The organism is Nocardioides sp. CCNWLW239 (assembly GCF_037137035.1).
Taxonomy (GTDB): domain Bacteria; phylum Actinomycetota; class Actinomycetes; order Propionibacteriales; family Nocardioidaceae; genus Nocardioides.
The window spans coordinates 75,249-89,811 of sequence record NZ_JBBBNW010000005.1 but is presented as its reverse complement, the minus strand read 5'-3'; the positions used below and the strand labels follow the sequence as shown (position 1 = coordinate 89,811).

The 14,563-nt window shown below is 69.9% G+C and carries 14 protein-coding genes; 7 read left to right on the top strand and 7 right to left on the bottom strand.

Going from position 1 to position 14,563, the window contains the following annotated elements; translation table 11 throughout:
- Positions 1-72: 72 nt before the first annotated feature.
- On the bottom strand, positions 73-753 hold the full coding sequence (locus WBG06_RS19545) for an anti-sigma factor (protein ID WP_336738637.1): 681 nt from the start codon (positions 751-753) through the stop codon (positions 73-75).
- Entirely contained in the window at positions 743-1,375 is a 633-nt protein-coding gene (gene sigK / locus WBG06_RS19540; protein ID WP_336738636.1) for an ECF RNA polymerase sigma factor SigK, read from the bottom strand. The genes WBG06_RS19545 and sigK overlap by 11 nt, the downstream gene beginning before the upstream one ends.
- Positions 1,376-1,477: 102 nt before the next feature.
- Between sigK and WBG06_RS19535 the strand changes: the two genes are divergently transcribed.
- Positions 1,478-3,010: a molybdopterin-dependent oxidoreductase gene (locus tag WBG06_RS19535; protein ID WP_336738635.1), complete on the top strand. Its 1,533-nt coding sequence runs from the start codon at positions 1,478-1,480 to the stop codon at positions 3,008-3,010.
- Here WBG06_RS19535 and WBG06_RS19530 read toward each other — a convergent pair whose 3' ends face one another.
- From WBG06_RS19530 to WBG06_RS19520, 3 genes are read right to left on the bottom strand one after another with little or no spacing between them, the layout of a single operon-like run.
- Positions 3,011-3,433 carry a barstar family protein gene (locus tag WBG06_RS19530; RefSeq protein ID WP_336738634.1) on the bottom strand — a complete coding sequence of 141 codons (423 nt, stop codon included), beginning with the start codon at positions 3,431-3,433 and terminating at the stop codon, positions 3,011-3,013.
- A 5-nt stretch (positions 3,434-3,438) separates the two neighbouring features.
- Positions 3,439-3,858: a ribonuclease domain-containing protein gene (locus WBG06_RS19525; RefSeq protein ID WP_336738633.1), complete on the bottom strand. Its 420-nt coding sequence runs from the start codon at positions 3,856-3,858 to the stop codon at positions 3,439-3,441.
- Between the two features lie 36 nt (positions 3,859-3,894).
- Positions 3,895-4,266 (bottom strand): Rv2175c family DNA-binding protein, encoded by a 372-nt coding sequence (locus tag WBG06_RS19520; RefSeq protein ID WP_336738632.1) that lies wholly within the window; start codon positions 4,264-4,266, stop codon positions 3,895-3,897.
- 193 nt (positions 4,267-4,459) lie between these two features.
- Between WBG06_RS19520 and pknB the strand changes: the two genes are divergently transcribed.
- From pknB to WBG06_RS19500, 4 genes are all read left to right on the top strand, one after another.
- Positions 4,460-6,586 carry a Stk1 family PASTA domain-containing Ser/Thr kinase gene (gene pknB, locus WBG06_RS19515; RefSeq protein WP_336738631.1) on the top strand — a complete coding sequence of 709 codons (2,127 nt, stop codon included), beginning with the start codon at positions 4,460-4,462 and terminating at the stop codon, positions 6,584-6,586.
- Between the two features lie 2 nt (positions 6,587-6,588).
- The gene (locus WBG06_RS19510; RefSeq protein WP_336738630.1) at positions 6,589-7,488 is read left to right on the top strand and encodes a deoxyribonuclease IV; all 900 of its coding nucleotides are present in this window, start codon (positions 6,589-6,591) and stop codon (positions 7,486-7,488) included.
- A gap of 184 nt (positions 7,489-7,672) precedes the next feature.
- On the top strand, positions 7,673-8,668 hold the full coding sequence (locus WBG06_RS19505) for a hypothetical protein (RefSeq protein ID WP_336738629.1): 996 nt from the start codon (positions 7,673-7,675) through the stop codon (positions 8,666-8,668).
- 10 nt (positions 8,669-8,678) lie between these two features.
- The gene (locus WBG06_RS19500) at positions 8,679-9,149 is read left to right on the top strand and encodes a GNAT family N-acetyltransferase (RefSeq protein ID WP_336738628.1); all 471 of its coding nucleotides are present in this window, start codon (positions 8,679-8,681) and stop codon (positions 9,147-9,149) included.
- Positions 9,150-9,177: 28 nt separating this feature from the next.
- Here the strand turns inward: WBG06_RS19500 and WBG06_RS19495 are convergent, their stop codons facing one another.
- On the bottom strand, positions 9,178-10,518 hold the full coding sequence (locus WBG06_RS19495; RefSeq protein ID WP_336738627.1) for a class II 3-deoxy-7-phosphoheptulonate synthase: 1,341 nt from the start codon (positions 10,516-10,518) through the stop codon (positions 9,178-9,180).
- A 112-nt stretch (positions 10,519-10,630) separates the two neighbouring features.
- Positions 10,631-12,094: an APC family permease gene (locus WBG06_RS19490; RefSeq protein WP_336738626.1), complete on the bottom strand. Its 1,464-nt coding sequence runs from the start codon at positions 12,092-12,094 to the stop codon at positions 10,631-10,633.
- A gap of 144 nt (positions 12,095-12,238) precedes the next feature.
- Between WBG06_RS19490 and WBG06_RS19485 the strand changes: the two genes are divergently transcribed.
- Together WBG06_RS19485 and glpK are read left to right on the top strand one after the other, a co-directional pair.
- Complete coding sequence (locus WBG06_RS19485) at positions 12,239-13,081, top strand: DUF1028 domain-containing protein (protein ID WP_336738625.1); 843 nt, start codon at positions 12,239-12,241, stop codon at positions 13,079-13,081.
- Positions 13,078-14,562 (top strand): glycerol kinase GlpK, encoded by a 1,485-nt coding sequence (gene glpK / locus WBG06_RS19480; RefSeq protein ID WP_336738624.1) that lies wholly within the window; start codon positions 13,078-13,080, stop codon positions 14,560-14,562. Before WBG06_RS19485 ends, glpK begins: the two co-directional genes overlap by 4 nt.
- Position 14,563 lies beyond the last annotated feature (1 nt).

Here is a 14,563-nt window from a genome sequence, read left to right as displayed (position 1 = left end):
CGAGACGTCACGTGATGCCGTCTCGGCCGACCTACCTGCCGTCTCGGCCGACCTAGTCGACGCCTCGGCGGGTCAGAGACGTTCGGCGGGCATGTGGAAGAGGACCTTCTCGGACGGTTGGTCGGAGCCACCCTCGGGCTCCATGGTGACCATCAGCTCGCCGTCCTCGACAGGTAGGGCGACGGCCATCTCCTCGTCGAGGACCCCGGCGGACTCCATGCCGGCGTCGGTGTGCCACCAGACCTGGTAGGTCATCCCGTCGGGACGCGAGAGGCGGGCGGTGTCGACGGCGACCATGTGCATCTCCTCGGACATGGCGACCATGAGCTCGCCGTCGGAGGTCTTCTCCTTGTGCATCGTCGCGTCGGGAGCGGACATCACCTGGGCCGCGGTCATCGCGGGCGGGTTGTCGTCTCGTACGACCACCCCGACCGTCACGCCGACACCGACGACCACTGCGGCGGCCGCGGCGGCAGCGCCGACGAGCCATCGACGACGCCGACGCCGGCTCACGGCGACCACCGGCGGCAGCTGCGGCGTCTCCGAGGCCGTACGCAGCACCCGCCCGCGCAGCGTGGCCGGCGGCGTCTCGGCGACCTCTTCGGCGAGCGAGGCGGTCGCCGACCGGAGCGAGTCGACCTCCTCGCGACACTCGGCGCAGACCGCCAGGTGGGCCTCGAACTCGGCCCGCTCGGGCGGCTTCAGCGCGTCGAGGAGATAGGCCCCGACCAGGCCGTGGACGTCAGGCGCCATCGCGAGTCTCTCCGTCCATCGCCTCGAACTCCGTCTCGGCCAAGCAGTCGCGCAGACGGATCAGCCCGTCCCGCATCCGCGTCTTGACCGTCGACAGCGGCCGGCCGAGCATCTCGGCGACCTCGGGATAGGTGAACCCCTGGTAGTAGGCGAGCCGTACGGCCTGTGACTGCAGCGGTGTGAGCGAGTCCAGGCAGCGGCGTACGCCGGCGTGCTCGGCCGCTCTGACCACGGCCTCCTCCGGACCCGCGGTCTCCACCGGCTCACGCCGAGCGACATGCTCCTCCCGTGCCCGCGAGGCCTGCGAGGAGCGCACCGTGTCGACCGCCCGCCGGTGCGCGACCGTCAGCACCCAGGTCCGGACCGAGCCGCGCGACGCGTCGAACCGAGCCGCCTGGCGCCACACCTCGGTGAACACCTCCTGGGTCACCTCCTCCGCCCGTGAGGGATCCCGCACCACCCGCCGGGCGACACCGAAGACGAGCGGAGCCAGGTCGTCGTAGAGCCGGCCGAACGCATCGAGATCGCCGCCGGCGACCGCGGCGAGCACCGCCGCCGGGGCCAGGTCGTCGTCCCGGCCCGGTGGCGACTCCTCGCCCACGACCCGCAATGCTCTCCGCACGCGCACCTCATCTCGACAGTTGACTGATCTCACCCCGGGTTCGCAGCCGAGGAGTGGGAGGATTGGTCCCATCCGACCAGTGATCGGCCACGAACCCACAGCATGACATCCCGCAACCTCCCTGGACCTCGTCCCTACGGTCCCGCCGCGGGCATCGCCGCTGGCGTGCTCGGCCTCGGTGTCGCCGAGCTCATCGCCGCTCTCGCCGGTGGTGCCTCTCCCCTGCTCGCGCTCGGAGACCGGGTCATCGACCTCACCCCTCGTTGGCTCAAGGAGGCAGCGGTCGCCACCTTCGGCACCGCCGACAAGCCGATCCTGCTGGCCTGCGTCGCGCTGGTGACGCTGGCACTGCTCGGGGTCGCCGGCGCCCTGGCCGTACGCCGTCTCGCGCTCGGCGCGGGCATGCTGATCCTCCTCGGGGCCGTCGACATCGCCGCCCTGCTGGCCGACCGGGCCGGCAACGGGACGGCCGGGATCGTCGCGCTGGTCGTCGGTCTGGCGGTCGGCATCGGCGCGCTGGGTCTGCTGACCCGGCCCCTGAGGGTGCCTGACCGAGCACCTGCCGACGCGGAGGCCCCCGAGGGCTTCGACCGCCGCAGGTTCCTGGTCTCGGCCACAGCCGTCGCCGCGGCGGGCGTCGCCGGCGGCGTCGGCGCGAAGGTGGTCACCGCCCGCCGACACCCGGCGACGACGGTGGCGATCCCGGCGGTCGTCTCCCCCGCCGCGCCCCTCCCGGCGGGCGCGGAACTCCGGATCGACGGGCTGACGCCCCACCTGACCCCCGTCGACGACTTCTATCGCATCGACATCGCGCTGCTCACCCCACGCGTCGACATCGCCGACTACCGGCTCAAGATCCACGGCCTCGTCGACAACCCGGTCGAGCTCACCTACGAGGATCTGCTCGCGATGCCCCTCTACGAGCGCCGGGTCACGATCTGCTGCGTCTCCAACGAGGTCGGCGGCGACCTGATCGGCAACGCGACCTGGACCGGCGTACGCATCCGCGACGTGCTCCAGCGTGCCGGCCTCGACCCCGACGCCGACGCGGTGAAGTCCACCGGTGCCGACGGCATCACCATCGGCACCCCGCTCGAGGCACTCACCGACGGGCGGGACTCCCTGCTGGCGATCGCCCAGGACGGTGAGCCGCTGACCCGGGACCACGGATTCCCGGTCCGCATGGTCGTCCCCGGTCTCTACGGCTACGTCTCGGCGACCAAGTGGCTCACCGATCTCGAGGTGACCCGGTTCGCCGACTTCCGCGCCTACTGGACCGACCGCGGCTGGTCCGCCGAGGGCCCGATCAAGACCCAGTGCCGCATCGACCTCCCCGGCGAGGAGGTCATGCCCGGCGAGCGCACCGTCGCCGGCGTCGCCTGGGCACAGCACCGCGGCGTGAGCAAGGTCGAGGTGCGCATCGACGACGGCGCCTGGCAGCCCGCCACGCTCGCCGCCGAGGACAGCATCGACACCTGGCGCCAGTGGACCTTCCGCTGGGACGCGACCGAGGGCGAGCACCGGATCCAGGCGCGCGCCTACGACCGCACCGGCACGCCGCAGACCGAGACCGAGGCGCCACCCGCACCCGACGGCGCCAGCGGCTACCCGACCCGCACCGTCACGGTCGGGTGATCAGCCCAGGTCGGTCAGATCCGTCTCCGGGCCGTCACCGCGCAGCAGCACGGTGAACGCCGGCCGGTCCTCGGAGATCTCGGCCGCGCGGTCCCGGAGCACCCCGACGATCTTGTCGAAACCGGCTCGGTCCGCGTAGGCAGCGCACCCCCAGGTCTCCCACAGCAGCACCGTGGGGGCGGAGAGGTCACGCAGCGAGTCCCACAGTGCGTCGAGGTTGCGGCCGAAGTGGGTCGGGAACCCGAGCGCGGCACCGATGGCGCCGAGCACCTCCTCCTTGGTCTCGGCCACGTCGGCGATCTGCGCCAGCGACCAGCCCGCACCGGTCACCGACTCGGTGAGGTCGGCCACCGCCAGCTCGGTGTGCCATCGGTAGACACCGGGATCGATCCTCCCGGCCAGTAGACCTGCCAGCCCGCTCATTCCCATCACCCCCGGTCGATCCGCGAGAACGACTCGTAATGGTCCTCGGTGTAATAGAACTCTCCGCCGTCACCTGTGACGATACGCCGCGCACCGCGATCCTCGGAGCCGGGCGTCGGCACGGTGTATTCGGCGTAGTAGCCCGACGGCTCCTCGGGCAGGATCCCCTCGCGGTTGCCGAAGGTGCTGCCGTCCTTGCCCGGGTAGGGGAAGGGGCCGCCGGCATCGATCAGCTCGAGCGTCTCCACCCCTTCGGGCGGCAGATCCGACTCCGCGATCCAGGCCAGACCGCTCTCGGGGTCCGTGCCGGTCTTCCCGCCACCCGAGCCGGAGCTCGTGGAGTCCCCCGTCCCGCCTCCGCATCCGGCGAGTAGGGCCAGCACGAGCGCCAGCAGCAGACCGACCAGAGCAGACTTAGACCTCACGACGGTCCTCCGAGACGTACGGGTGGGCAGGTGGGATCACAGTGCCATGGCCTGAGCCCGGCGCTTGACCTCCGACCCGCGGTTCTCCCGAAGTGCGTCGATCGGACGGCCGGGGAGGTCGTCGTCGAGGAAGAGCCAGGCGATGATCTCGCGGTCGTCGTAGCGTCCGTCGTGAAGCACGTGCAGCAGCCCGCTCAGGCCCTTGACCGGCAGGCCGTCCTGGATGAACAGAGCCGGGATGTGTTGGCCCTTCATCCCGGGAGGAACCGCGGCGGCGAGCTCGTGCTCGCGGATCATGGTGCGCACCTTCCCCACCGTCACACCGAGCTGCGACGCGGCGGTGGACCAGTCGATCCAGTCCTCCACCAGGACACCCAGGTCCTGCTCTGCCAGCGGCAACTCACTCATCCCGCCACCTCTGTAGCGCAAGCGCCAGGATACGGACGTGGCGGCCTGAGGCCCATGGTCACTCGCTGACGCTCGCTCATAACGATCACATTACCGGCCGAGGCACCCGCGCCGGAAAGTCGTGAGTCGGACCCCCTGGTCCGTACCATTGCCCGGTCCGGAATACTTCTCCAACCGGAGACAGGAGGATCGCGTGGCTAGTGAGGCTGACCCCCGCGACGGCATCATCGGCCGCCACGGCGGAACCTCGGCTACCGCATCCGACCCTCTGCTGGGCAAGCTCTTGGGGATGCGTTACCGGATCGTCGAGAAGGTCGCGAAGGGCGGGATGGCGACGGTCTACGTCGCCCACGACACCCGGCTGGACCGGATCGTCGCCGTCAAGGTCATGCACCAGGACCTCGACGAGGAAGGCAACTTCGCCGAGCGGTTCGTACGCGAGGGCAGGTCGGCCGCGAAGCTGTCCCACCCCAACGTGGTCGCCGTCTACGACCAGGACGAGGACGACGGCGTCGCCTTCCTCGCGATGGAATACATCGAGGGCCACACCCTGCGCGACACGATCGCCTCGCAGGCTCCGCTGGGCGCAGCGAAGGCGCTCGCCTACATCGAGCCCATCCTGAGCGCGATGACTGCAGCGCATGCGGTCGGCATCGTGCACCGTGACATCAAGCCCGAGAACGTGCTCATCACCACCGGGGCCGGCTCGATCTCGCAGCGGGTCAAGGTCGCCGACTTCGGCCTGGCCCGGGTGATGAACAACAACTCCAACGACGCCACCACCGGCAACCTGGTCGGCACGGTCTCCTATCTGGCACCTGAGCTGGTCACCGAGTCCAAGTCGGGCCCTCGGAGCGATGTCTACGCCGTCGGCGTCGTGCTCTATGAGCTGCTCACCGGGCGCAAGCCGCACAGCGGCCCCTCTCCGGTCGAGGTCGCCTACAAGCACGTCCACGAGGACGTCCCGCCACCGTCGAAGGCGGCACCCGGGATCCCGAGGTACGTCGACGCCCTGGTCGCCCGTGCGACCGCCCGCGACCCGGAGCTGCGCCCGGCCGACGCCGGCGTGCTGCTGCGGATGGTCAACCGCGTGATGGCCACCCTGTCCGCCGGCATCTTCGACGACCCCGATCTCACCGCAGACCTGGCCCTGCCGTCAGCCGGTGCCCCGGACACCGCGACCAAGACCCCCGGCGGCGGGGAGCTCCCGGCGAGCGCCCACGACGAGACCAGTGCCGAGTCGACCGCCGTCCTGCCCCCGCTCGGCCTCGGGTCCCCGGACCCGTCCGGCCCGGCCGCGGGCCGGCCCCAGGGTCCGTCCGGACCCCCTCCCGGCGTCGGTCTCCCCGCGGGCGCTCGGCTCTCGTTGAGCGAGCCCGAGGAGAACGTACGCATCGCCCCGACGCCCGTGCAGCCGAAGCAGCGCCGGCGGATGCCGGGAAGGTGGAAGGGACCGATCGCGATCGGTGCCGCCGTGGTCGCCGTCGCGCTGGTCGCGACCGGGCTGTGGTGGTTCATCGACGGCCGCTATGAGCGGGTGCCCTCGGTGGCCGGCCTGAGCAAGGCCGACGCGACCGCCGAGCTGCAGGACGCCGGCTTCGAGGTCTCGGCCGACACCGAGTTCTCCGACACCGTCGAGAAGGGTGTCGTGATCGACTCCGATCCCGGCCGCGGCCACAAGGCGCTGCCCGGTTCGACGGTCGAGATCAGCGTGAGCAGAGGGGTCGAGGAATACTCCGTGCCCAAGGTCAAGGGCATGCTCGCCGACGACGCCCAGGACAAGATCCAGGACCTCGGGCTCAACATCGGCGACCCGATCGAGAAGTTCAACGACAACGTTCCCGCCGGCCACGTCATCAACTCCCAGCCCCGCGCCGGCACGATGGTGAGGCCCGGCAAGGCCGTGGTGCTCGTGATCAGCAAGGGCCCGGCGCCCGTCGACATCGTCGACTGGACCGGTCGTAGCGCCGAGCGGGCCAAGAAGTCGCTGGAGGCCGACGGTCTGAAGGTCGAGATCCAGGAGGAGGAGAACCGGGAGATCCAGCCCGGGACCGTGCTCAGCCAGAGCCCCAACTCCGGCACCCTTCCCAAGGGCGAGACCGTGACGCTGGTCGTGGCCAAGGGCCCTGCCGCCGTGCCCGTCCCCAACGTCGTCGGCGCCGACAAGGACACCGCCAGGCAGGCCCTCGAGTCGGCCGGGTTCAAGGTCAGGGAGGAGCCGGAGGCCGGCATCAACCTCGGGCTCGGCTACGTGACCCGTCAGGAACCCGCGAGCGGCGAGGCGCCGTACGGCTCCGAGATCACGATCTGGCTGAACTGACCTTGATCTCCTCTCTTCGCAACCCGATCGGCACCCACGTCCAGGTCGGCAAGGGCCTCGTCGCGGGTGCCCTCGCCAACACCGACGCGGTCGGTGGCGAGACCCTGCAGATCTTCGTCGGCAACCCGCGGGGCTGGGCGCTGTCGGCGGGGAAACCGGCCGATGACAGGGCATTTCGCGCCGAGCTCGAACGCCGCGGGATGCGCGCGTTCATCCACGCCCCCTACCTGGTCAACCTGGGGTCGCCGACGCCGGCGACCTACGAGAAGTCGGCGGCCCTGGTCGCGCACAACCTGCGCCGCGCCGCCGAGATCGGTGCCGAAGGGGTCGTCATCCACACCGGCTCGTTCGTCTCTCCCGAGGGGGACGCGGGGCAGAACCACGCCGCCGCGATGAAGCAGGTGCGCGAGGCGTTGCTGCCCGTGCTCGACAGCATCTCGGCCGACGGCGCCCCCTGGCTGCTCCTGGAGCCGACCGCCGGCCAGGGCCGGTCGCTGTGCGCGGGAGTCGAGGACCTGCCCACCTACCTGGGGGCCGTCGACTTCCATCCCAAGGCCGGGATCTGCCTGGACACCTGCCACGTCTTCGCCGCCGGGGCCCCGCTCGACGAGCCGGGCGGCGCCACCGCCTGCGTCGACCGGATCGTCGAGATCGGCGGGCCCGGGCGGCTCCGGCTGATCCACGCCAACGACTCCAAGGACGTACGCGGCAAGAATCTCGACCGCCACGAGCAGATCGGTCGCGGCCACATCGGAACGACCGCGTTCGAGGAGCTCTTCGCGCATCCGGCGACCAGCGGAGTGCCGTTCATCCTGGAGACTCCGGGCTCCCGCGACTCGGACAACCCCGATATCCCACTGCTCCGCGATCTGCGGGCATCGGCGCACCGTCAAGGCGTGTGACCTAGTCTTGGAGACGCACAGGAGTGATCTTCCAAGCCATGGGGGTGGCATGACCAACTGCGCACAGTGCGGATACCGGCTGTCCGGAGAGCCGACGTGTCCGGTGTGTGGTCTCGAGGTCGCCACGGAGCTCGACCCAGCAACCGAGGCTGACTCCACCGATGTAGAGGAAAGGACGCCACCCGTGTCCAGTGCTGCGAAAGACGACGTCACACCCGAGCCCGAAGAGCTCGATGAGCCGAACGAGTCCACGGTGATCCGGAAGCCGGTCGAGGCGATCGCCCCGGAGGCCGTCGACGATGTGCCCGAGGCGGAGCAGACCTCGCTGAGCCTGCCCCGGATCAGCGCCTACGGCGACGACGACCGGCCCGGCCCGGCCTCCTCGATCGCCGCCACCGCCCCTGGCGAGGGAGCAGCCGCGCACAGCGCGGAGCCCACCGAGCGCACCTCGAGGCGCACGTCCCCGGATGTCGAGGAGAAGCTCGACACCGACGAGCCCAACGAGTCCACCGCGATCCGTCCGGCGTACGCACCCCCGACCGCGCCGCCGCCCAGCACTCCCCCTCCGGTGCACGAGCCGGCCGCCGAGGACGCGGTGATCCCCGACCCGGAGCCCTCGCCTGTCCCCGATCCCTCGCCCTTCCCGGAGCCGACTCCCGAACCGCCGCCGGTCCCGGACCCCGAGCCCGTCCCCGACCCGGAGCCGACACCCGCCCCGGTGCCCGAGCCGGGGCCCCTCCCCGGTCCGGAGCCCGTGCCCGTCCCGGAGCCCGATCCGGTCTCCGAGACCACGGTCGATGCTGCCTACCGGCCCTTCGTCGAGCCCTCCGGGACTCTCGTCGAGGGGTCGCGCAACGGGCAGGTCCGCCGCTGGGCGCCGCCGGAGAGCACGACCGCCGACCATGCCCACGAGCCCGAGCCCGCCTACGCGACCGGTTATGCCGAGGAGGCCTTCGCGACCGAGGGTGCCGGTGACTGGCAGGCCGACTACGGCTACGCCGGTGAACCGGAGCCGATCGAGCAGGACTTCGGCGACTACGGCGCCCAGCAGGAGTACGTCTCCTCGCTGATGGCCGGCGAGGCCGAGGACAACCCCTCGACCTGGATCGTGCTGCTGTGGGTGGGTGCGATCTTCATGATCGTGATGCTCGTGCTCGGCATCTGGCTGATGACGCTGTAGCGCCGGCCCAGTGCCCCGGATCATCGTCGCCGAGATAGCCAGCGACGAGCAGCGCGCGCTCGCCCTCGACATCTGGCGAGCAGCCAACGCGGCTCGTCGCCGGACCGCCACCGAGGCCCGGGTCCGTCGGGTCCGGGAGAAGCTGGACACCGCTGAGCTCGCGCTGCTCGCCCACTACGGCGACCGGCCCGCGGGGATGCTGGTGGCCGAGACCTACCTCGTCGACGGCGTACCGCTCCCCGGCTACGGCCACATCTCGATGGTCTTCGTCGACCCCGCCGTGTGGGGCTCCCACGTCGGCACCGAGATGATCCGCGACCTCCAGTCGCGCGGCTGGGAGGGCCTCAGCGTGTGGACCCGCACCGACAACCGGCGCGCCCAACGCCTCTACGAGCGGACCGGCTTCACCGACACCGACAACCGCAGCACCCTCCACGACGGCGAAGAGATCATGCAGCTCGCCTGGGCGCGGCAGGAGTGAGCCTCGTCCCGGTGTGCCGGGGCGACGCTCAGCGGGACCGCAGCATCTCCGCGACCTGAAACGCCATCTCTAGGGACTGGACACGGTTCAACCGCGGGTCGACGACGGACTCGTAACGGTGCACGAGGCCGGCCTCGTCGAGCTCCTCGCCACCGCCGATGATCTCGGTGACGTCATCGCCGGTGTTCTCGACGAGGATGCCACCGGGCACCGTCCCCAACGCGTGATGGACGTCGAAGAAGCCCTGGACCTCGTCGAGGACGTCCTCGAAGCGGCGGGTCTTGTAGCCGTTGGAGGTGGAGAAGGTGTTGCCGTGCATCGGGTCGGAGATCCAGGTGACGTTGACGCCCTCGGCGGTGATCTTCTCGACCAGACCGGGCAGCCCGTCGCGCACCTTGCCCGCACCGAAGCGGGTGATGAAGGTGAGCCGGCCCTCCTCGTTCTTCGGGTTGAGCTTGGCGGCCAGGGCGAGCGCGTCGTCGGGGGTCGCGGTCGGGCCGAGCTTGCAGCCGATCGGGTTGTTGAGGTGGCGGAAGTACTCCACGTGGGCACCGTCGAGCTGACGGGTGCGCTCGCCGATCCAGACGAAGTGGCCGGAGACGTTGTAAGGGGTCTCGGTGCGCGAGTCGATGCGGGTCATCGCGTGCTCGTACTCGAGCAGCAGCGCCTCGTGCGAGGAGTAGAAGTCGACCCCGTGGAACTCGTCGAGGTCCGCGCCGATGGCCTCCATGAACGCGATCGCGCGCTCGATCTCGGAGCCCATCGCCTCGTACTTGGCGCCGACGGGCGAGTTGCGCACGAACTCGGAGTTCCAGGTGTGCACCTGACGCAGGTCGGCGTAACCACCGGTGGTGAACGCGCGCACGAGGTTCAGCGTGGAGGCGGAGGCGTGGTAGACGTCCAGCAGCCGCTGCGGGTCGGGGATGCGGGCCTCGGGGGTGAACTCGTAGCCGTTGACCGCGTCGCCGCGGTAGGCCGGCAGGGTCACGTCGCCACGGGTCTCGGTGTCGGAGGAGCGCGGCTTGGCGTACTGCCCCGCGAGACGTCCGATCTTGACGACCGGGACGGAGGCCGCGTACGTCAGGACGACCGCCATCTGCAGCAGCACCCGAAGCTTGTTGCGGGTGTTGTCGGCGGTCGCCTCGGCGAACGTCTCGGCGCAGTCGCCGCCCTGCAGGATGAACGCCTCACCGCGGCCGGCGGCGGCGATCGAGCTCTTGAGCTGGTCGCACTCCCCCGCAAAGACGAGCGGCGGCTGGTTCCTCAGCTTCTCGACCGCCGCGGCCAGCGCGGCCGGGTCGGAATACGTCGGCTGCTGAAGGGCTCCGATGGCGTGCAGCTGCTCGAGAGAGGGGAAGGCGTCGTTCACGTGCCTCAGGGTACGCGGAGAGGACGGTGGTTACGAAGTCATCTCAGAGACGGCGGGGCCGGCGTACGTCCCAGAAGTTCGTACGCCGGCCCCGACCGCGAAAACCCTTCGTTTACTTGTCGTCCTCCGGGTTGACATCCATGTGCTCGATGTCCTGGAAGTGCGGCGGCTCGTCGTCCTTGTTGGCGAACTTGTTGATCAGCCAGGTGATGGCCCACAGGATCACACCGATGACCATCAGGCCCCCGGCGATCTCGTAGACGATCCCGTCACGGTCGACCCACGGGCCGGCCAGGTAGATGCACAGGATCGCGGCGGCCGGCGCCACCCACCTCGGCGCGGTGAAGAACGCCTTGTCGGTGTCGCCACGGCGGTTGCGCAGCACCACGGCGGCGATGTTGACGATCGCGAACACGCACAGCAGGAGCAGTGCGGTCGTGGAGCCGAGGTTGGAGACGATGTTGCTGTCGGGGTCGCTGGAGACGTACCAGATCAGCAGCAGCGCCAGGATGGTCGTGAAGACGATCGCGATGTAGGGAGTGCGACGTCCGGGCAGGACCGCGCCCAGCTGCTTGGGCAGCACCCGCTGCTTGGCCATGCCGTAGACCAGCCGGCTGGCCATCAGCATGTTGATCAGCGCGGTGTTGGCGACCGCGAAGACCGCCAGGAACGGGAACACCTTGTCGATCGGGAAGTCCGGAGCACCCTTGCTGACCACCTCCAGCAGGGCCCGTCCCTCGGACTCACGGATCGTCTCGAGCTCACCTGGGCTCAGCACGCTGACCACCGAGATGGCGACCAGGATGTAGAGGAGCGCGGCGGCCCCCAGACCCATGAACATGGTGCGCGGGAAGATCCGCTCCGGCTCCTTGGTCTCCTCGACCATGTTGACCGCGTCCTCGAACCCGACCATGGCGAAGAAGGCGACCGAGGTCGCGGCGGTCACCGCGAAGACGGCGCCCATGTTGTTGTAGTCCTCGAAGGAGATCAGCTCGGCCATATCGGCCTTGCCCTGGGCGATCACGTAGAAACCGACGCCGATCACGATGCACAGGGCGACCATCTCGACGAGGGTGAGGATGATGTTGAACTTCACGCTCTCGCCCACGCCACGCAGGTTGATCAGCGCGAGCAGGACCATGAAGCCCAACGCGACCAGGGTGACGACGCCTTCGCTGGGCGCGTCCATCCAGCCGTTGATCTCCAGGCCGCCGAAGAAGTTCTGCGCCAGCGTGTTGGCCGAGGTCGACGCACTGGTGATGCCCGAGCAGGCGACCGCGAAGGTCACCATGAAGGTGAGGAAATGGATGCCGAACGCCTTGTGGGTGTAGAGCGCGGCACCGGCGGCACTGGGATACTTCGTCACCAGCTCGAGATAGGAGAACGCGGTCATCGCGGCGACCACGAACGCGAGCAGGAACGGCAACCACAGGATGCCGCCCACGTATCCGGCCATGGTCCCGGTCACGGCGTAGACGCCGGCTCCCAGGATGTCACCGACGATGAAGAGAAGCAGGAGCCATGGCCCCATCACTCTCTTCAGCTCGGGTGTTTCTTCTTTCGCCAGGGTTGTCATGATGTCCTTCCTGGTCACGATCGAAACTCAGTTCCGAAATTGGGATGAAGGGATCCCTCAATCAAAGCCCAACCTGAGCGTCAGGTGTACGACAATTCGTCAACACGCCGTAACCGGTCGAAATTTCGCGGATAGGGTCGCGCCATGACCTTCTCCATCGTCGCCAGAGCAGTTGATCCAGGCACCGGGGAGCCCACCTGGGGTGTGGCCGTAGCCTCGAAGTTCCTGGCCGTCGGATCGGCCGTCCCGGCCGCCGTCGCCGGCGTCGGAGCCATCGCCACCCAGGCCGAGGCCAACGTCGCCTACAAGGGTCTCGCGCTCGCTCATCTCGACGAGGGAGCGACCGCGGCGGTCGCGCTCGAGCGGCTCCTGGAGGAGGACGATCGCCGCGACCACCGCCAGGTCGGCATCGTCGACGTCGACGGCAACGCCGCCACCTACACCGGGCCGTCCTGCTTCGACTGGGCGGGCGGCCGGTCCGGCTCCACCGACGACGGGGCCTACGCGATCCAGGGCAACATCCTCACCGGCCCCGAGGTCGTCGAGGCGATGGAGGCCGCATGGCTCGCCTCGTCCCCCAACGAGCCCCTGCAGCACCGGCTCCTGGCGGCCCTGGCCGCGGGCGACGACGCCGGCGGCGACAGCCGTGGACGGCAGAGCGCGGCCCTCCTGGTCGTGCGCGAGGAGGCCGGCTACGGCGGCAACGACGACATCGCCGCCGACCTCCGGGTCGACGACCACCCCGCGCCGATCACCGAGCTGAAGCGACTCCTCGACCTCAGCGACCTCTACCTGACCGCCTCGACCGACGCCGAGAAGGTGGCGGTCACGCCGGAGATCGAGGCCGAGCTGGAGACGTACGCCGCCGCGCGCGGCTTCACCGGCTTCCTCGCCTGGGTCGCCACCGAGAACTACGAGATGCGGGTGGCCGACGACCTGTCCTGGATCGACCGGCGCATCCTCGACATCATCAGGACGCCCCAGTGAGTTCGGTTCTTGCCATCGACGCCGGCACCACCGGGGTCACCGCCCTGATCGTCGACGAGCGGGGCGCGGTCGTCGCCAAGGGCTACGAGGAGTTCGACCAGCACTTCCCCAGGCCGGGATGGGTCGAGCACGTCCCCGAGGGGATCTGGCAGGCCACCCTGGAGGCGTGCCGTACGGCGCTCTCCGCGCACGGGGCCCACACGAACGGGCACGGTGATCTCGTCGGCATCGGGATCACCAACCAGCGCGAGACGGTCGTCCTGTGGGACCGGGAGACGCTGGGCACCCCGCGGCGCGCGATCGTGTGGCAGGACCGGCGTACGACGGCGATGTGCTCGTCGATGGCCGCCCACGACGCTCGCGTCCGGGAGCTGACCGGGCTCCGGCTGGACCCCTACTTCAGCGCCACCAAGCTGGCCTGGATCCGCGAGAACGAGCCGCACACCTGGGCTCACGTGGAGTCGGGGCGCTATGCGATCGGCACCGTCGACTCCTACCTGATCGCCCGGATGACCCGGGGTCTGCACCACGTCACCGACGTGTCCAACGCGTCGCGTACGTTGCTGTTCGACATCGGCGCCAACGACTGGTCCGACGAGCTGTGCGACCTGTTCGGGGTGCCGCGCGACGCCCTGCCCGAGATCGGCCCCAACTGGGGCGAAGGAGTCGTCACCGACCCGCGCTCGTTCCTGGGCCTCTCCCTGCCGATCGCCGGCGTCGCCGGTGATCAGCAGGCCGCGCTGTTCGGTCAGGCCGCGTTCCAGGTAGGCGATTCCAAGTGCACCTACGGCACCGGCTCGTTCGTGCTGACCAACACCGGCACCACGCCCCAGCGTTCCGAGTCCGGACTGCTCACCTCGCCCGGCTGGATGTCGCCCTCCGGTGAGGTCACCTACGTCCTCGAGGGTTCGATCTTCGTGACCGGCGCTGCCGTGCAGTGGCTCCGTGACGGCCTGCAGATCATCGGCTCGGCCGCGGAGACCGAGGCTCTGGCGGGCACCGTCTCCTCCTCCGACGGGGTCGTCTTCGTGCCCGCCCTGACCGGTCTCGGTGCGCCCCACTGGGACCCCGATGCCCGCGGCACCATCATCGGCCTCACCCGCGGCACCACCCGCGCCCACATCGTGCGGGCGACCTTGGAGGCGATCGCCTTCGAGGTACGCGACGTGGTCGCGACCATGCCCACGCCGGTCGCCTCCCTCAATGTCGACGGCGGCGCGGCCGCCAACAACCTGCTGTGCCAGCTCCAGGCCGACCAGCTCGGAGTCGACGTCTCCCGCCCTCGTTTCGTCGAGACCACCGGTCTCGGTGCGGCCTTCCTCGCGGGCCTCGGTGTCGGGGTGTGGTCCTCGTTCGACGAGATCCGCGAGACCTGGGCCCTGGACCGCACCTTCTCCCCCGATGCCTCGCGACGCGAAGCGGCCGACGAGGCGTACGCCTCGTGGACCAAGGCGGTCGATCGGTCGAGGGATTGGGCGTGAT